This window comes from Pseudomonas sp. FG29, from assembly GCF_057809355.1.
Map to the genome: position 1 here is coordinate 54,235 of NZ_JBMDJU010000020.1, position 17,760 is coordinate 71,994.

General features: G+C 65.5%; 17 protein-coding genes. 5 read left to right on the forward strand and 12 right to left on the reverse strand.

The window, feature by feature from the left end:
* Window positions 1-18: 18 nt before the first annotated feature.
* From ACODS1_RS18440 to ACODS1_RS18455, 4 genes are read right to left on the reverse strand one after another with little or no spacing between them, the layout of a single operon-like run.
* On the reverse strand, window positions 19-615 hold the full coding sequence (locus tag ACODS1_RS18440; protein WP_489086809.1) for an ABC-type transport auxiliary lipoprotein family protein: 597 nt from the start codon (window positions 613-615) through the stop codon (window positions 19-21).
* Window positions 612-1,529, reverse strand: coding sequence for an MlaD family protein (locus ACODS1_RS18445; RefSeq protein ID WP_489086810.1), 918 nt, complete (start codon window positions 1,527-1,529; stop codon window positions 612-614). The genes ACODS1_RS18440 and ACODS1_RS18445 overlap by 4 nt, the downstream gene beginning before the upstream one ends.
* Window positions 1,530-2,315 (reverse strand): ABC transporter ATP-binding protein, encoded by a 786-nt coding sequence (locus ACODS1_RS18450; RefSeq protein ID WP_489086811.1) that lies wholly within the window; start codon window positions 2,313-2,315, stop codon window positions 1,530-1,532.
* Window positions 2,312-3,454: an MlaE family ABC transporter permease gene (locus tag ACODS1_RS18455; protein ID WP_489086812.1), complete on the reverse strand. Its 1,143-nt coding sequence runs from the start codon at window positions 3,452-3,454 to the stop codon at window positions 2,312-2,314. The genes ACODS1_RS18450 and ACODS1_RS18455 overlap by 4 nt, the downstream gene beginning before the upstream one ends.
* A 187-nt stretch (window positions 3,455-3,641) precedes the next feature.
* Here ACODS1_RS18455 and ACODS1_RS18460 point away from each other — a divergent pair, with 187 nt between their 5' ends.
* The 3 genes from ACODS1_RS18460 to ACODS1_RS18470 all read left to right on the forward strand — a co-directional run bounded on the left by ACODS1_RS18460 (window position 3,642) and on the right by ACODS1_RS18470 (window position 6,240).
* Window positions 3,642-3,848 carry a hypothetical protein gene (locus tag ACODS1_RS18460; protein WP_489086813.1) on the forward strand — a complete coding sequence of 69 codons (207 nt, stop codon included), beginning with the start codon at window positions 3,642-3,644 and terminating at the stop codon, window positions 3,846-3,848.
* 659 nt (window positions 3,849-4,507) lie between these two features.
* Complete coding sequence (locus ACODS1_RS18465) at window positions 4,508-5,671, forward strand: iron-containing alcohol dehydrogenase (protein ID WP_489086814.1); 1,164 nt, start codon at window positions 4,508-4,510, stop codon at window positions 5,669-5,671.
* Window positions 5,672-5,802: 131 nt separating this feature from the next.
* Window positions 5,803-6,240, forward strand: coding sequence for an acyl-CoA thioesterase (locus tag ACODS1_RS18470; protein WP_322979434.1), 438 nt, complete (start codon window positions 5,803-5,805; stop codon window positions 6,238-6,240).
* A 39-nt stretch (window positions 6,241-6,279) separates the two neighbouring features.
* On the opposite strand, the gene ACODS1_RS18475 is transcribed toward ACODS1_RS18470, so the two are convergent.
* From ACODS1_RS18475 to yrfG, 5 genes are all read right to left on the reverse strand, one after another.
* Window positions 6,280-6,717, reverse strand: coding sequence for a glycine zipper domain-containing protein (locus tag ACODS1_RS18475; protein ID WP_489086815.1), 438 nt, complete (start codon window positions 6,715-6,717; stop codon window positions 6,280-6,282).
* 77 nt (window positions 6,718-6,794) lie between these two features.
* On the reverse strand, window positions 6,795-9,125 hold the full coding sequence (locus ACODS1_RS18480) for an FdhF/YdeP family oxidoreductase (RefSeq protein ID WP_489086816.1): 2,331 nt from the start codon (window positions 9,123-9,125) through the stop codon (window positions 6,795-6,797).
* Window positions 9,122-9,937 carry a formate dehydrogenase accessory sulfurtransferase FdhD gene (gene fdhD, locus ACODS1_RS18485; RefSeq protein ID WP_489086817.1) on the reverse strand — a complete coding sequence of 272 codons (816 nt, stop codon included), beginning with the start codon at window positions 9,935-9,937 and terminating at the stop codon, window positions 9,122-9,124. The genes ACODS1_RS18480 and fdhD overlap by 4 nt, the downstream gene beginning before the upstream one ends.
* 93 nt (window positions 9,938-10,030) lie before the next feature.
* Entirely contained in the window at window positions 10,031-10,930 is a 900-nt protein-coding gene (locus ACODS1_RS18490) for a LysR family transcriptional regulator (RefSeq protein ID WP_489086818.1), read from the reverse strand.
* An 8-nt stretch (window positions 10,931-10,938) separates the two neighbouring features.
* Complete coding sequence (gene yrfG / locus ACODS1_RS18495; RefSeq protein WP_489086819.1) at window positions 10,939-11,601, reverse strand: GMP/IMP nucleotidase; 663 nt, start codon at window positions 11,599-11,601, stop codon at window positions 10,939-10,941.
* 126 nt (window positions 11,602-11,727) lie between these two features.
* Between yrfG and nudE the strand changes: the two genes are divergently transcribed.
* Together nudE and cysQ are read left to right on the forward strand one after the other, a co-directional pair.
* Window positions 11,728-12,294, forward strand: a complete 567-nt coding sequence (nudE, locus tag ACODS1_RS18500) for an ADP compounds hydrolase NudE (RefSeq protein ID WP_489086820.1) — start codon at window positions 11,728-11,730, stop codon at window positions 12,292-12,294.
* Entirely contained in the window at window positions 12,291-13,109 is an 819-nt protein-coding gene (cysQ, locus tag ACODS1_RS18505) for a 3'(2'),5'-bisphosphate nucleotidase CysQ (RefSeq protein ID WP_489086821.1), read from the forward strand. The genes nudE and cysQ overlap by 4 nt, the downstream gene beginning before the upstream one ends.
* Window positions 13,110-13,187: 78 nt before the next feature.
* Here cysQ and ACODS1_RS18510 read toward each other — a convergent pair whose 3' ends face one another.
* The 3 genes from ACODS1_RS18510 to ACODS1_RS18520 form a co-directional block, all read right to left on the reverse strand.
* A complete protein-coding gene (locus tag ACODS1_RS18510) occupies window positions 13,188-15,092 on the reverse strand; it encodes a beta-ketoacyl synthase (RefSeq protein WP_489086822.1) in 1,905 nt (634 codons plus the stop codon).
* A gap of 384 nt (window positions 15,093-15,476) precedes the next feature.
* Window positions 15,477-16,748 (reverse strand): dihydroorotase, encoded by a 1,272-nt coding sequence (locus ACODS1_RS18515; RefSeq protein ID WP_489086823.1) that lies wholly within the window; start codon window positions 16,746-16,748, stop codon window positions 15,477-15,479.
* A complete protein-coding gene (locus tag ACODS1_RS18520) occupies window positions 16,748-17,755 on the reverse strand; it encodes an aspartate carbamoyltransferase catalytic subunit (protein WP_011920651.1) in 1,008 nt (335 codons plus the stop codon). Before ACODS1_RS18520 ends, ACODS1_RS18515 begins: the two co-directional genes overlap by 1 nt.
* Between the last annotated feature and the right edge of the window lie 5 nt (window positions 17,756-17,760).

The window sequence follows — 17,760 nt, forward strand, 5'->3', positions numbered from 1 at the left end:
CGCCTCCCACGGCGTCAATCAGCGGCTGCGTTGCCCTTCGTGCAGCGTCCAATCCACCAGCTCACGCGAGAGCTGGTCACCCGCCTGGCCGAACGCGGCGACCACGGCCGCAACCGAGGTATCACCAGCCGCCTGGCTGACGCTGAAGCGACGGCTGGCAAGGATGCGCTGAGCGCGTACGTCCACTAGCCGCACGTCGAGCTGGATCAGCGCCTCGGGGCGGCCGTCGCGGTACTGGCTCTGGAAGCTGCGCAGTTCGCTGACCAGTTCCAGATCAGCCTGCAGGTGTTGATCCTCAGTACTCAACGCCTTGACCCTGGCGTCATCCTGGAAGGCATCGAGCAGGCGCTGGCGCATGAGCTGCGGTGTGCGCTCGCTCCAGCGTGCGCCCTGGTAGGTATTGATGCGGCCGGGTTCGGGCAGCACGACGATGCGCGTACCGTCGAGCAGCTCGCCGCTGCTCGGTGTGCTGATGCGCAGCGACCAGTCGACCGCCTGCGTCTTAGCCGGCAGTGCGGCGGCGGGCAGCAGGTAGATGTCCAGCGGTTCGCTCTGCGGCAGGATCGAGCATGCGCCGAGCAGGCCGGCAGCCAGCAGCAGGGACAGGCGCTTCATGGTTGGAACTCCTTGATGCTGTCGTTGCGCAGCAGATAGCCGGCGGGATCGCGCTCCAGGCGTTGCGAGAAGCTGCGCAGCGAACCGAGTGTTTCGCGCAGTTCGCCGATGGCCGGGCCGAGTTCGCCCAATCCCTGCATGCCGCTATCGAGAGCCTGGCGGTTGCTGTCCAGCAACTGTTCGAGGGTGCGGCTGCTGCGTTCCAGTGAGGCGGTGAGGCGTGCGGTGTTTTCCAGCGTCTGGCTACCCTGGCCGTCGAGCAGGCGGTTGGCGGTGCGCAGCAGTTCGCCGGCTTCATGGGTGGCGTCGGCGACCTGCTGCAGGGCTTTGCCGAGATCCTGGCGTTGCTCGCTCAGGCCGCTCGTGGCCTGCTCCAGATTGGCCAGGGTACGGCTGATATGCCGGGTGTTGTCGTCCGAAAGCAGACGGTTGGCCTGGTCGAGCAGGCGGGTGATGCTCAGCACCAGATCCTCGCCGTTGGACATCAGTCGCGACAGGGGTGAGGGATCGGCGATGATCACCCCCGGCTGGCCATCCTTGCCTTCCAGCAGCGGGCTGTTCGGCGTACCGCTGTACAACTGGATCACCGCAAGGCCGGTGACCCCGGTGATGGCCAGGCGCGCACGGGTGTCGGCCTTGATCGGCGTATTGCCGCTGACGCGGATGCGCGCCCGCACGGTTCGCGGATCCTTGGGATCGAGGCCTAGGGCAACGACATCGCCGATGCGGATGCCGCTGTATTGCACGGCGCTGCCCTGCGACAGGCCGGTGACGGCTTCGTGGAAGATCACTTCGTAGTCGGTAAAGGCCTTGTCCGCGCCGACCTTGCCCAGCCACAGGGCGAACAGCAAGGCGGCACCGACCGTAACCACGGTGAACAGGCCGATCAGGACGTGATGGGCTCTGGGTTCCATTCAATCGCTCCCGGCTGCATTGGCAGCCTGTGCAGCCGCGCGTCCACGCGGGCCGTGAAAATACGCCTGAATCCAGGCATCGTCGGTGGCCGACACCACCTCCAGGCGGTCGGCCACCAGCACCTTCTTCTGTGCCAGCACCGCGACCCGGTCGCAGATGCTGTAGAGCGTATCCAGATCGTGGGTCACCAGAAAAACACTCAGACCCAGGCTGTCGCAGAGGGTGCGAATCAACTGATCGAAGGCCGCCGCGCCGATGGGATCGAGGCCGGCGGTGGGCTCGTCGAGGAACAGGATATCCGGGTCGAGCGCCAGGGCCCGCGCCAGGGCGGCGCGTTTGACCATGCCGCCCGACAGCTCGCTGGGGTACTTGTCACCGGCATTCTGCGGCAGGCCGGCGAGGGCGATCTTGACCTGCGCCAGGCGCTCGGCGCTGACGCGCGGCAGGCCGGCGTGCTCGATCAACGGCAGGGCGATGTTTTCGGTCACGGTCAGCGACGAGAACAGAGCCCCGCGCTGGAACAGGACGCCGAAGCGCCGTTCGAGCTGCGAGCGCTGTTCGCCGGGCAGATTCAGCAACTGCTGGCCGAACACCCGGATGGTGCCCGAAGTGGGCTGGCGCAGGCCGACGATGCTGCGCAACAGCACCGACTTGCCGGTACCCGAGCCGCCGACCACGCCGAGGATCTCGCCACGGTACAGGTCGAAGTCCAGGTGCTGATGCACAACCTGCGCGCCGAAGCGATTGCACAGGTCGCGCACCTCGATCACCGCCTCGCGCTTCACCAGCCCATCTCCATGAGGAACAGCGCAGCCAGGGCGTCGAGCAGGATGACGAGGAAGATCGACTGCACCACCGCCGAGGTGGTGTGTTCGCCGACCGACTGCGCGCTGCCGCTGACCTTGAAGCCTTCCAGGCAGCCGATCAGGGCGATCAGGAAGGCGAAGATCGGCGCCTTGAGGATGCCTACCAGGAAATGCCGCAATTCGACGCTGTCATGCAGGATCGACAGGTACATCACCGGTGGAATGTTTAGCGAGAAGGCGCAGACCAGGCCGCCACCGAGTATGCCGCTGAGCATGGCGACGAAGGTGAGCATGGGCAGGGCGATCAGCATGGCCAGCAGGCGCGGCAGCACCAGCAGCTCGATCGGATTGAGGCCGAGGGTGCGGATCGCGTCGATCTCCTCGTTGGCCTTCATCGAGCCGATCTGCGCGGTGAAGGCGCTGGCGGTGCGGCCAGCCATGAGGATGGCGGTAAGCAGCACGCCGAATTCGCGCAGGAAGGAGAAGGCGACCAGGTTCACCGTGTAGATGCTGGCGCCGAAGTCGGCGAGGATGGTGGCGCCGAGAAAGGCCACCACGGCACCGACCAGGAAGGTCAGCAGCGCGACGATGGGCACGGCATTCAGGCCGCACTGTTCCAGATTGGCGACCAGCGAGGTGAGGCGCCAGCGCCGCGGACGCAGCAGCGTGACCAGCAGGCTGCTCAGGGTCAGCCCCATGAAACCGAGCAGCTCCTTGAGCTGACACCATATTTCCTCCATTTCCACGCCGATATGGCCGAGCACTTCGCGTAGGGCCGAGGGCGTGGCGTGTTGCGGTGGTGGTTCCTCCTCGGCCGTGGCATTGGCTACGGCCAGCAGCAGGGCGCGGCGTTCATCGCTCAGGTCATGGGTCTGCTGGACGATCTCGCGCAGGCGCTGGCTGCCGAGCAGTTCCTGAAGCAGCGCCGCCCCAGCGGTATCCAGCGCGGCCAGGGCTTGCAGATCCAGCTGCATGGCGTCGCTCAGATGCTCGCGCAGCCTGTGCACCTGGACTTCCAGCTGCGCATAGTGGGCCAGCGTCCAGTCGCCACCGATCTGCAGCGCTGGGCCGGCCTGGCCAGTGTCGAGCGAGCGGATGAAGGGGGCGGTCGAGGTCATGGCCACAGCTTAGCCTTGGGCTGGCGCCAGCCGCCAGCCTTGGTTGTGATCGATGCTCCTGCAGAAACGCAGCAGGCGGCGGTGCGGCATAGCGATTTTCCTACACGTCTTTACACGGAGTAGGCGTTTCTAGGTCTGGCACGGCGCCACTATACTTTCGCCAACTGTGTCACCAATAAGACAAAAGATGCCTGGAAGCATCCCCTTCTCCCTCGAGGAAATGGCAATGAAGGAACAGCGCCACCTGCCCGCTCTGCGTGCCCATATCGAACAACTGTTGAGCAAGGGTTGGATCATCTCCAACCGCAGCCCGCTGACCTTGCAGAATGGTCACCGCTGCTATCTGGTGTCTCACGGCATGTTGATCAGCGAATCCCCCTCGCGCGCCGCCTGACCCGCTTCCCCATGCCGCTGCGCCGTCCCCGCCTTGGCGCAGTGGTGTTTTTGGTAAATCCTCGGGTGCACCCGCCAACTTCGGTACATTGCCGGATTTATTGCCCTGCTTCCCAGGCTCGTACATCTTTCTAGCAGCAATCTCTCTCCTTCCCTTGGTTGGCATCCTCTCTCAGCCATTGTCGCGTGGCGTCACGCCCTAGTTGAGCCAGGCTGACCTTCTTCTAAATGGATCGAGCCGAGGTGAGCGGCAGGTCGACCAGCGGCAGCCACCAGCCGGCTGCCTGCCTATATGCGCCGCCTGTGATTACTGTCGTTTGGCTCAGGGCCAGACGTTCAGCGGCGCGCGCCACGTTCTGGTCGCGCTACAGGGCATCCAGCATCCGCAGCAGGTTGAGGGCGAAGGTGCTGAAATTCGTCGGCTGAATAGGAAGTATCACGAGACTAAATTTCAAAAATGGTAGCGGTGTGCTTATCGTGACTCGAGCTTTCCGCTTCGTGCGCCAGCGGAACAGGTAGGGGCGTTATCGTTTCGACCGAGTCGCCTGTCGTCGAGGTGAGTGAATGCGCCAGCTTTGCTGGGCAGCACGGCAGGCAAGCCTGACGCGATGCAGTCCGTTGGCCGGGTCCGGAAAACACTACAACAAGAGGAGCACACCAATGCATCCCTTCAGCTTCGCCACCACCGCGCAGATCCTCTGCGAATCCGGCGCCAGCCTACGTCTGGCCGAACTGTGCCGCGAACGCGGCGCCCGGCGCGTACTGATCGTCACCGACCCGGGTATCACCCGTCTGGGTCTGCTCGAAGCGCTGCTGCCGGGCTTCGCTCGCGCGGGTATGAGCGTGCAGGTGTTCGACCAGGTGCTGGCCGACCCGCCCGAGGCCGTGGTGCTGGCAGCCGTGGATCAGGCTCGGGAGTTGCGGGCCGAGTTGATCGTTGGCTTCGGTGGCGGGAGTTCGATGGATGTAGCCAAGCTCGTAGCGCTGCTGGCGCATCCTGACGGCGATCAGGCGTTGAGCGATATCTATGGCGTCGGCAATGCTAGCGGCCGGCGCCTGCCGCTGATACAGGTACCGACCACCGCCGGTACCGGCTCCGAGGTCACCCCGATCGCCATCGTGACCACCGGCGAGACGACCAAGATGGGCGTGGTTTCGCCACTGCTGCTGCCGGATCTGGCTCTGCTCGATGCCGACCTGACCCTCGGCCTACCGGGTGCGGTCACTGCCGCCACCGGTATCGACGCCATGGTGCATGCCATCGAGGCCTACACCAGCGCACTGAAGAAAAACCCACTCTCCGACCTCCTGGCGCGTGAGGCGTTGCGCCTGCTGGCGGCCAACCTGGATGAAGTGGTGCGCAACGGCAGCAACCGCGAGGCGCGTCAGGCCATGCTGCTTGGCGCCTGTCTGGCCGGGCAGGCCTTTGCCAATGCCCCGGTGGCGGCGGTGCATGCGCTGGCCTATCCGCTGGGCGGGCATTTCCATATTCCCCACGGGTTGTCCAACGCTCTGGTGCTACCGCAGGTGCTGGCGTTCAACGCGTCGGTGGCTGCGCCGCTCTACGCCGAGCTGGCGCCGCTGGTATTGGGTGAACGTCTGCGGCCGGGCAGTGCAGCGGCGCAGACCGAGCAACTGATCGATGCCCTGGCCGGCTTCAGCCAGCGCAGCGGCCTGCCGACGCGGCTGCGCGATGCTGGCGTGAGCGAGGCGATGTTGCCCAGGCTGGCGGCGGACGCCATGCTGCAGCAGCGCCTGCTGGTGAACAATCCGCGCGAGATGAACGAGCAGCAAGCCCTGGCCATTTACCAGGCCGCCTATTGAGGCCAGATAATTGCCGCTGGTTCGCGCGGTGCACCCTACTTGTCTGATTCAGGTCGCGGCTAAAGCCCCTCCCACAGATCCGCAAGCTATGTGGGAGGGGCTTTAGCCGCGATTCCAACCCAAGGATCATCATGAGCCAACCTCAACACCTGCGTGGCGATTACCGCCACTTCCAGCCGATTACCACGCGCTGGCACGACAACGACATCTACGGCCACGTCAACAACGTGACCTACTACAGCTACTTCGACAGCGCGGTGAATGCCTACCTGATCGCCGAAGGCGGGCTGGATATCCATGGCGGCGAGGTGGTCGGTTTCGTGGTCAGCTCGTCGTGCGATTACTTCGCCTCCATCGCGTTTCCCGATGCCATCGAGGTCGGCCTGCGCGTCGGCAAGCTGGGCAACAGTTCGGTGCAGTACGAGCTGGCGATCTTCCGGGCGGGAGAGGAGCAGGCCTGTGCGGCCGGGCGTTTCGTCCACGTGTTCGTGGATCGGGTGAGCAACCGTCCGGTGAACATACCGGCGAGCCTGAGAGCGGCGTTGTTGGGTCTGCTCAGCGAGGGATAAGCGTGGGCCGGCCTTGGGCTGCCGGCCCACGCCAGCACATCAGCGGCGATGCCAGTGTTTCTTGCCGTGGCGATGCTTCTTGCCATGATGGCGCCTGTCGCGGCGGTCGTCTTCATAGCTGGCATTTCCCATGTGGTTGCCCAGCGCGCCGCCGGCACCACCGCCAACCGCGGCGCCGACCACGCCACCGGTATTGCCACCGACCTGCTGGCCGAGCACGTTACCGCCCGCTGCGCCCAGGCCGGCGCCGATGGCCGCTTCGGTGCGGCTGCGCCGATCCGCGCCGACCATGCCACCGGCGGCACCGCCGAGACCGGCACCGACGGCCGCGCCGGTATTGCCACCGACCTGCTGGCCAACCATCGCGCCGACCGCGCCACCCAGGGCGCCGCCCAGGCCTGCTTCGGTAATGCCGGCAAAGGCGTAGCCGCCACTGGTGATACCCAGGGACAGGAAGAAGAGTTGCAGTGACTTCATGAAAACCTCGTCAGGGAGCCGCGGTTCGGCGTTATGCCATTGACCCGTGGGCCCTGATCGAGGTTCCTGGCCTTTCGTCAGCCTGCTGCCAACAGCGTGGTGTTCTGCGCCGGCAGAACGCGAATGGCGACGAACTTGCTGGTCGGGGTAAAGCTGCCGACACCGTAGCTGTCCAGCGGCACCAGGGGGTTGGTCTCCGGATAGTAGGCTGCGGCCTGGCCGGCAGGGATGTCGAAGGCGAGGAGGGTGAAGCCCTCGACCTTGCGCTCGATGCCGTCGTCCCACAGCGAGACCATGTCCACTTTCTGCCCCGGCGTCAGGCCCAGGCGACGAATGTCGGCCTCGTTGGCGAAGACCACGTGGCGTTGGCCGCGTACGCCGCGATAGCGGTCGTCGAGGCCATAGATGGTGGTGTTGTATTGGTCGTGCGAGCGCAGCGTCTGCAGGATCAGATCGGGTTGCTGGCCGCTGCCACGGATGCGCTCGTGTACCAGGCTCTGCGGTAGCGCGTGGTTCATGAAGCGGGCGTGCCCGTTGCTGGTCTTCCAGCTGCGCGCGCCGGCCGAGTTGCCGAGGTAGAACCCGCCCGGGTTGGCGACGCGCTGGTTGAAGTCATGGAAGCCCGCGATGGTATCGGCGATCAGGTCGCGGATGCGGTCGTAGTCGGCGATCAGCGCGTCCCATTCCACCGGATGATCGCCCAGGGTGGCCTTGGCGATGCCGGCGACGATGGCCGGTTCCGAACGCATGTCGCTGCCCGACAGCGGTTCCAGCTGGCCATAGGACGCGTGGATCATGCTGAACGAGTCTTCCACTGTCACCGCCTGCGGGCCCGTGGCCTGACGGTCGATGTCGGTACGGCCGAAGCAGGGCAGGATCAGCGCATCGCGGCCGACGGTGAGGTGGCTGCGGTTGAGCTTGGTGCTGATCTGCACGGTCAGCGCGCAATTCATCAGCGCCTGGTGCGTGCGCGGGCTGTCCGGGGTGGCCTGGGCGAAGTTGCCGCCGAGGCCGATGAACACCTTGGCCTGGCCATCGAGCATGGCGTTGATCGCCTCGACGGTGTTGTGACCGTTGGCGCGCGGCACGCTGAAGCCAAAGCGCTTTTCGAGGGCATCGAGCAGAGCCGCCGGCGGACGGTCATTGATGCCCATGGTGCGGTCGCCCTGCACGTTGCTGTGGCCGCGTACCGGGCACAGGCCAGCACCGGGGCGGCCGATCTGGCCGCGCAACAGTTGCAGGTTGACCACTTCCTGAATGGTCGGCACAGAGTGGTGGTGCTGAGTCAGGCCCATGGCCCAGCAGATGATCACCCGCTCGGCGCGGCGGTACATGCGCGCGGCCTGCTCGATCTCGGCCAGGGACATCCCGGACTGTTGCTCGATGTGCTGCCAGTCGGTGGCGTCTACCACGTCCAGGTACGCTTGCAGGCCGTCGGTGTGTTCGGCGATGAAGGCATGGTCGAACACGGCGGGCTCGCCCTTGGCCTGGGCTTCACGCTCCCACAGCAGAAGGAATTTGGCGATGCCGCGTACGGCGGCCATGTCGCCACCCAATGCCGGGCGGAAGAAGGCGGTATTCAGCGGCTCGGAACCGTTGGTGAGCATCTCCAGCGCGTTCTGCGGATGCTGGAAGCGCTCCAGGCCGCGCTCCTTTAGCGGGTTGAAGCAGACGACTTGAGCGCCGCGTTTCACCGCCTCGCGCAGCGGTTCGAGCATGCGCGGATGGTTGGTGCCGGGGTTCTGGCCAAAGACGAAGATCGCATCGGCATGCTCGAAGTCGTCGAAGGTGACGGTGCCCTTGCCGATACCGATGCTTTCGATCAGCGCCGCGCCACTGGCCTCGTGGCACATGTTCGAGCAGTCGGGGAAATTGTTGGTGCCGTAGGCGCGGACGAACAACTGGTAGAGGAAGGCCGCCTCGTTACTGGCCCGGCCGGAGGTGTAGAACTCGGCCTGATTGGGGCTTTCGAGCGCCTTGAGGTGCTGTGCGACCAAGGCGAAGGCATCGTCCCAACTGACCGGCAGATAGCGGTCGGTGCTGGCGTCATAGCGCATCGGCTGGGTCAGGCGGCCCTGATACTCGAGCCAGTAATCGCTCTGCTCGCGCAGTTGGCTGACCGTGTAGCGGGCGAAGAAAGAGGCGTCCACACGGCGTTTGGTGGCTTCCCAGTTGACCGCCTTGGCGCCGTTCTCGCAGAACTTGATGCGTCCGTCCTCGGGCGAATCGCCCCAGGCGCAACCGGGGCAGTCGAAGCCGCCGTTCTGGTTGGTCTTGAGCAGTGCGCGCAGGTTCTTGAACGGCTGTTTGCTGTCCAGCCAGAAGCGGGTGACGCTCTTCAGCGCGCCCCAGCCGGCGGCCGGGCCACTGTAGGGTTTGTAACGCGGGTCGACGGGTTGCAGGCTCATGCGGATTCTTCGTTGACGGGCGCCGGGCTGTAGACGCGCGGCGAACTGTGATGAGGGAGATGAATCAGGTTTAGGCGGTGGCGGCGTGCCCACTCCACGGTCAGGGCGGTCGGCGCCGACAGGCTGACGAGCGTGGCGATACCGGCGCGCACGGCCTTGTGCAGCAGCTCCAGGCTGCAGCGGCTGGTCACCAGAGCGAAACCGCCGTGGCTGTCGATGCGTTCGCGGGCCAGTGCGCCAATCAGCTTGTCCAGCGCGTTGTGGCGGCCAATATCCTCACGGCACAGGCGGATGTCGCCCTGCGCATCGATGAACAGCGCGGCGTGCAAGGCGCCGCTGTTGCGGGCCAACTGCTGCTGTTCGCCGATGCGGTCACGCAGCCCTTGCAGGTGCTCCAGAGGCGGTAGCGGTGCGCCGGGCAGCGCATCGAGAACCGGCAGCGCCTGATCCAGTGCGTCGACGCCACACAGTCCACAACCGCTGTTGCCGGCCAGTTGCCGGCGTTGCTGCTTGATCGCCCAGAAGCAGCGGCTGCTGACTTCGAGGCGCGCCTCGCGGCTCGAAGCGAGGCCGCGGATGTCAATGTCATAGATATCGTCGATGGACTTGATCCAGCCATTGCCCAGGCTGAAACCGACGGCGAAATCCTGCAGATGATGGGGCGAAACCATCATCACGGCCTGGTTCAGATCGTTGTAACTGATGGCCAGGGCGCACTCTTCTGCCAGCTCGGCCTGATGGGCGTGCTGTGAACCGAGTTCGACATAGCTGTAGGCGCTGGACGCGGCCGGGGAGGCTTTGCGCTCGGGCATTGGGAGGCCCCCTGAGACAATTTGACTCAGCTAGCCTAAGCCCTTGTGGAGGTGTCGTCTAATCGTCTGCTTCGATACGCTGATCGATGGCGTTTATCGGTCGAGCGCGTGATGTGCCAGCCACTGCTCGGCAGCGCTGAAGCAGGCCTGTGCAAGTGGCGAATCGGGCGCGCCACGGCGGCGGATCAGGCCCATGGGCGCGAGGGTGTGGGCATCTTCGATCGGCAGCAGGCGCAGATGCGGGGCGGCCGGCCAGTCACCGCTCTGCAGCGGCATGATGCTACAGCACAGACCGGCGCTGACGGCGCGGGTCAACTGATGCACGGCATCGGTCTGCAGCCGAACCCGTGGGCTCAGTCCGCGCGCGCGGAAGCTGTGGTCGATGGATTGACGAAAGTGCATGCCGCTCGATAGCAGGCCCAGCGGCACCGTGGCCAGTTCTTCCCAGCTCAGGCTGTTGCTGCTGAAGGGGAAGTGGCGGGGGGAGAACAGCAGCCCCATGCGCGCCTCGCCCAGCTCCAGGCAGGCGAAATGCTGCCGATCCAGACGGTCGAGGTAGGACAGGCCGAGGTCGAGCTGATTGCGCCCCAGGCCTTCGATGATCTGTTCGCTGCTCAGCGCATGCAGCTGAAAATTCAGGCTGGGATGCTGTTCGGCGAACAGGCTGACCAGATGCATCGGGTCGAAGGCCGCCAGCGGTACAACGCCCAGGCGCAGGGTACCCACCAGTTGCCCCCGGCACGCGGCGGCTTCGGCGAGCAGGCCATCCTCGGCGGCGAGCAGGCTGCGTGCCCAGGCGAGAATACGCTCGCCCTCGGCGCTGAAGCCCTCGAAGCGTTGGCCGCGACGCACCAGTTCCAGGCCCAGTTCCTCCTCCAGTTGGCGCAGGCGCATGGACAGCGTCGGCTGGGTCACGTGGCAGCGTGCGGCGGCCTGGCCGAAGTGGCGGGTTTCGTCGAGGGCGACGAGGAACTTCAGCTGTTTGATGTCCATGGCTGCTCTCAGAGGCCGGCAATCAGGGCGCGGTAATCTTCCACCGCTGCGAACTCTTCGGTGTCCTTGGCGCCGGCCTGGCTATCGGGCTGGCGCACGGCGAGCAGATGGGCGACGCCGAAGCGCCCGGCGCTACGCAGGATCGGCAGGCTGTCATCGATGAACAGGCTGCACGCCGGGTCGAAATCGACGTCCTGGCGCAGGGCGAACCAGAACTGCTGATCCTCCTTGGGAAAGCCATAGTCGTGGGAGCTGATCAGGCGCTCGAACCAGGGCGCCAGCTCGACCCGTTCCATCTTCAACGACAACGAATCGCGGTGCGCGTTGGTGATCAGCACCACACGCTTACCGGCCTCGCGCAGTGCGCGCAGAAAGACCTCGGCATCCGCGCGCAGGGCGATCAGGTGCGCCACCTCGCGCTTGAGTTCGCGGATCGGCAGCTTCAGTTCGCGGCTCCAGAAATCCGTGCAGTACCAGTTCAGCGTACCGGCATGTTGGCGAAACAGCGGCAGCAGCTCGGCTTCGGCCAGTGCCAGGCTGAGGCCATGGTGCTCGGCGTAGCGCTGCGGCAGATGCGTGAGCCAGAAGTGATTGTCGAAGTGCAGATCGAGCAGAGTGCCGTCCATATCCAGCAGGACTGTATCGATCTGGTGCCAGGGCAGTGGAGGCATGGGCGCGCCTGATGAGTATTGGGTCGTGAATCTGCCAGAGCGCGTCGCGAACGCGCAATCTGTGCCGGGGATAATGACGAAAGCCGCTGTATGATAACCCGCCAGGTTCCGCCAAGGAGTTGTTACATGCGCCAAAAACCCACGGTTCTCGCTCGCGAGATCGTTGCCAGCAGCCGCCTGTTCCGCGTCGAGGAGGTGCAACTGCGTTTTTCCAATGGCGCTGAGCGCACCTACGAACGGCTGGTTGGTAAGGGCTCGGGCTACGGTGCGGTGATGGTGGTGGCGATGCTCGATGCCGAGCATGCGGTGCTGATCGAGGAATATTGCGGGGGCACCGACGACTACCAGCTTTCCCTGCCCAAGGGGCTGATCGAGCCGGGCGAGGACGTGCTGGTGGCGGCCAATCGCGAACTCAAGGAGGAGGCTGGGTTCGGTGCACACGAGCTGGAGTACATCACCGAGTTGAGCCTGTCGCCTGGTTACATGAGCCAGAAGATCCAGGTGGTACTGGCGCGCGATCTGTATGAGGAGCGCCTGCCGGGGGATGAGCCCGAGCCGATGCGCGTCGACCGTATCAGCCTGCGCGAGCTGTCCAGCCTGGCCCGCCACGAACAATTCAGCGAGGGGCGTGCACTGGCGGCCCTGTATCTGGTGCGTGATCTGCTGACCGAGCGTGGGGAGTTCAGCCTGTGAGCCATCCCTACATTCCCCGTGTGATCGAACTGGTGCGCGCGGCGGGTGCGGCCACTCTGCCGTACTGGCGCAGCGGTGTGGCGGTGACGGAAAAGGCCGATGCCTCGCCGGTGACCGCTGCCGATCTGGCCGCGCACCATATCCTGCTCGACGGCCTGCAGGCGCTGGCGCCGGATGTGCCGGTGCTCTCGGAAGAGGCCGCCGATATCCCGCTGGCCGAGCGTGCTGCCTGGACGCGCTGGTGGCTGGTCGATCCGCTCGATGGCACCAAGGAATTCATCGCTGGCTCCGAAGAGTTCACGGTCAACGTGGCCTTGATCGAACAGGGGCGTGTGGTCTTCGGCGTGGTCGGGATTCCGGCCAATGGCCGCTGCTATTACGGCGGCGCTGGTCTTGGCGCCTGGCGCAGCGATACGCCCGGTACTGAACAGCCGATCCGTGTGCGTTTGGCGCCCGCGCAGGGTTTCACTCTGGTGGCCAGCAAGCGTCACTCGAGTCCGGCGCAGGAAAGCCTGCTGGCGGGTTTGGCTGCGCGTTTCGGTGAGCCGGCGCTGGCCAATATCGGCAGCTCGCTGAAGTTTTGCCTGCTGGCTGAAGGCAATGCCGACTGCTACCCACGCCTGGCACCCACCTCGCAGTGGGATACCGCCGCGGCACAGGGCGTCCTGGAAGGGGCGGGTGGCGAAGTGCTGGATCTGAGCGGTGCACCGCTGGCCTATGAGGCGCGCGAGTCCTTTCTCAACCCCTCTTTCCTGGCGCTGCCCGCTGCCGCCGAATGGCGTGGCGAGCTGATCGAGCTGGCGCGCGGTCTGTAGGGCGGGTGCAACCCGCCACATCGACCATGGCGGGTTGCACCCGCCCTACGGTTCGGAGGCCCTTCCCACCGCGACCGCTCAATCGAGCATGTCGCTGTAGCGATCGTCCTTCTTGAACACCAATGGCTGCTCGAAGCCCGGCACCTTGATCTCCTCGGTGGTGATGGAGATTGCCTGGTCGTCGATCATGTCGTTGCCGAAGTTGTAGATGATGTCCAGCTTGCCCTGCAGCGCCTGCTGGTCGTAGGCCGCTGCGGCAGCGCGGGTGCCTGCACGGCGTGCCAGGTAGGCATCGAACGCGGCCTGGCCATGGCGCTTGCGCAGCATGCGTTCGGCCACGTGCGGGGCGAGGATCACGGCGCTGGCGTTGTTGCCACCGAAACCCTTGGAGTTGATGAAGGCCACGTCCAGCGCCTGCTCACCCAGCTTGCGGTCTTCCGTGGACAGGCTCAGGTGATTTTGATGCACGTCACCGGCCACCGCATCGATGGTCTTGATGCCCGGCACGATGCCGTACTTGAAGGCGCCGAGGGCCGCGATCACCTGATCGCCACTGGCTGTGGCCAGGGAGTGGCCGACGAAGGCCTTCACCGCGGTGACCGGCCATTGCTGGATGCCGAAGGCCGCAGCGACGCGGTCGAGAATCTCCGACTCGGTCACGCGGTTGGCCGGGGTGCTGGAGCCGTGGGCGTGGACGAAGCTGCGGCTGCGCACGGCCTCCACGCCAAGCAGTTGCACGGCGCTGGCCACGGCCTTGGCCACGGTCAGGTAGTTGCCCGGGCCGGGGGCGGAAATGGATTTCTTGAAGCCGTCGGCGTTGATGAACACGTCCGGCACCGCGCCGTGGATGTCGGCACCCAGCTCCAGGGCCAGCTCGTCGTCCATCAGTACGGCGAACTGGCAGGCTTCGGCCAGGGTGAAGCCGCAGTTCTCGCCGAACGGCCGGCTGGCACGGCGGAAGTCGACTTCATCCTTGCCCTCTATCTGGCGCAGGCCATCTTCGGTGGCCAGGGCGCCCATGGCGCCATAGCCCTCGATGCATTCCTGGGTGATCGGCGCTTCGCTGTTGCCGACGATGACCACGCGGGCCTTGCCGCTGGCGATCTGCTCGATGCCCTTCTGCAGGTTGTAGAGGAAGGTGGCGCAGGCGCCGGTGACGCTGCCAGAGGTGCCGACACTGCCGAGCACGTAGGCGTTGATGAAGTCCGCCGGCATGGTGTTCAGGCCCAGGGCCAGCTGCTTGGCCGTAACGCGGCCGCCTTTCAGGCGTGATTGCATCATGCCGCCGTAGCCGTTGTCGTCCAGCTGGCTCATCACGCTGCCGGCGAATACCGCGACTTCATCCGGGCGCACGTGCTGGATGATGCGCTGCCACTCGATGCCGACCGAGCGCAGGGCATCGGTGACGCCAACTACCGTCATGGCCAGGCCACGCGGGTGGAAGCGGGCGTTGTACAGCTCGCTCGGCTCGAAGCCGGTGGGCAACTGGCCGGCAGACTTCACTGCCAGCGGGCGGTAGCTGTCGACCTTGAATTCGCAGCTGTCGTGCAGGGTGACACGCACTTCGTTGCCGTCGAGTTCCTCCACCGACCAGTTGGCGGGCAGCGGCTCGGGCAGTTGCTTGCGCGAGGTGGTGAAGGTCAGCGGCTGCTGGCCAGCGTCCAGGGTGATGCTCTTTTGCCAATGAGCGGCATCGGGATCCAGATGCTGGCGTTCGATGCGGCGCACCAGGGTGCCGGTGAGAATCTCGTTGGCGAAGCGGGCCTCGATCTCGGCATGGCTCAGCGATTGGCCATCCTGGTCGCGGTATTGACCCTCGACCACCTGCACCAGCTTCATCATCTGCGCCAGGCCGGCCAGGGTTTCCTGACGGGCCCTGGGCTCGAGCGATTCCAGCACGGTGCGGCGGAAACCATGGTGGAAGGAGCTGCGCCCGGCTGCGTTGTAACCCCCGAAACCCACGATCACAGGTAAGCGCGACATAACTCAAAAGCTCCTGAACAAGGCCAGCGCGACACCGGGCCGGCGCCTGGATGCGCGGGCAGGGTCATAGGGCGGTGGCGTTTGGAAAGATTTGGCTGCCTAACCTGACGTGGATGATGACCGCCGAGTCACTCATTCGTCCAATATCGCCGCCAAACCGCAGAGGAACACTGAGATAAAGACATGGGCGTTGTAGATGCAGAAAAAGGCGAGCCCGCCAGGTGGCGGGCTCGGAGTCCTTGCTGAAATACGGGCTTTAAGGGGCGTAGGGCGGACTCAGGAGCGCCAGCGAACAGTCCGCCGGCCCATGCAGCGTTCGGCGCCACCGCTCACGCCCAATACTCCTGCCAAAGGCGTACTGCTTCGCGAGTACGCCCGACTCATTCAAGCCTGATAGCTGATATGCCCATCGACCAGCGTGTAACGCACTGCGCCGGGCAGGCAATGGCCGATGAAGGGGCAGTTGCTGCCCTTGGAGTACCACTGCTCGCCAGCGACGGTGGAAGCCTGCGCATCGAACAGCACGATATCGGCAGCGCCGCCGACGCTCAGTTTGCCGGCCGGCAGACGCAACGCCGCAGCCGGGCCACTGGACAGACGCGCCAGCAGGGTCGGCAGATCCAGCAGGCCGTCCTGCACCAGGCTCATGGCCAGCGGCAGTTGCAGTTGTACGCTGCTGATACCCGGCTCGGTGGCGGCGAAGGGGGCCAGCTTGGCATCGCGTTCGTGCGGTTGGTGGTGGCTGGCGATGGCCGAGATCACCCCAGCCTTCACCGCTTCGCGCAGGCCGTCGCGGTCGGCCCGCGAGCGCAGTGGCGGCTGCACGTGATAGAGACTGGAAAAATCGATCAGCGCCTCGTCGGTGAGGATCAGTTGGTACAGCGCGACATCAGCGGTTACCGGCAGGCCACGGGCTTGAGCGTTGGCGATCAGCTCGGCGCCACGTGCGCTGGTGATCTGGCTGAAGTGCGCGCGTACGCCGCTCTGTTCCACCAGCAACAGGTCGCGGGCCAGGGCCACGGTCTCGGCGGTTTCCGGGATGCCCGCCAGGCCGAGGAAGCTGGCGGTCGGGCCCTCATGCGCCAGGCCGCCTTCGGCCAGGTCGGCGTCCTGCGAATGGAAGATCAGCTGCAGGTCGAAGGTGGCCGCATATTCCAGCGCACGACGCAGGGTGCGGCTGCTGCGGAAGTTATCCAGGCCGTTGCCGAAGGCGACGCAACCAGCGTCACGCAGCGCAACCAGTTCAGCCAGTTGTTCGCCAGCCAGGCCCTTGCTCAACGCGCCAATGGGGAAGACCTTGGTGTGTCCGGCTTCGCGGGCGCGGTCGAGGATCAGCTCGGCCACCGCCGAGGTATCCAGCACCGGCTTGGTGATCGGCGGGCAGCACAGGCTGGTGATGCCGCCGGCCGCAGCAGCCAGGGTTTCCGTGGCGATGCTGCCCTTGCGGCTGTAGCCCGGCTCGCGCAGGGCCACCGACAGGTCGACCAGACCGGGTGAGGCGATCAGGCCCTGGGCGTCGAGCGTCTTGTCGGCGACGAAGCCAGCAGGCGCCTGGCCGATGGCGACCAGCTTGGTGCCGTCGATATAAAGGTCGGTGACCTGATCCAGGCCGCTGGCCGGGTCGATCACGCGGGCGCCGAGGATTGCGGTACGCATCAGTTGGCCTCCTCGGCGTTGAGTTGACGTTGGGCGTTCTGCCCGCTCATGGCCATCGACAGCACGGCCATGCGGATGGCGATGCCGTAGGTGACCTGGTTGAGGATCACCGACTGCGGGCCGTCAGCCACTGCCGACTCGATCTCCACGCCGCGGTTGATCGGGCCTGGGTGCATCACCAGGGCATCGGGTTTGGCCAGTTTCAGGCGCTGCTCGGTCAGGCCGAACAGACGATAGAACTCGCCCTCGCTGGGCAGCAGGCCGCCCTGCATGCGCTCGCGTTGCAGGCGCAGCATGATCACCACGTCGACATCCTTGAGGCCTTCGTTGGCGTCGCTGAATACGCGCACACCGTAGCTTTCCTCCAGGCCGATGGGCAGCAGGGTCTTCGGCGCGATGACGCGGATGTCCGGGCAGCCCAGGGTCTTCAGCGCCAGCATGTTCGAGCGTGCCACCCGCGAGTGCAGAATGTCACCGACGATGGCCACCGACAGATTCTCGAAGTCGCCCTTGTGGCGGCGGATGGTGAGCATGTCGAGCATGCCCTGGGTGGGGTGCGCGTGGCGGCCGTCACCGCCGTTGATGATCGCCAGGTTCGGGCACACGTGCTCGGCGATGAAGTGCGCGGCGCCGGAGTCGGCATGGCGCACGACGAAGATGTCGGCGGCCATGGCCTCGAGATTGCGCAGGGTGTCGAACAGCGTCTCGCCCTTGCTGGTGGAGCTGGTCGAGACGTTGAGGCTGATGACGTCAGCCGACAGGCGCTGGGCGGCCAGCTCGAAGGTGGTGCGGGTGCGCGTGGAGTTCTCGAAGAACACGTTGCACACGGTCTTGCCGCGCAGCAGCGGGACTTTCTTCACCGCGCGCGCGCCGACTTCGAGGAAGGAGTCGGCAGTGTCGAGGATTTCGGTCAACAGCTCGCGGGGCAGGCCGTCGAGTGAGAGGAAGTGGCGCAGCTGACCTTGGTCGTTCAGTTGCAGCGGGCGCTTGGCGGCGAGTGGCGTCATCGCAG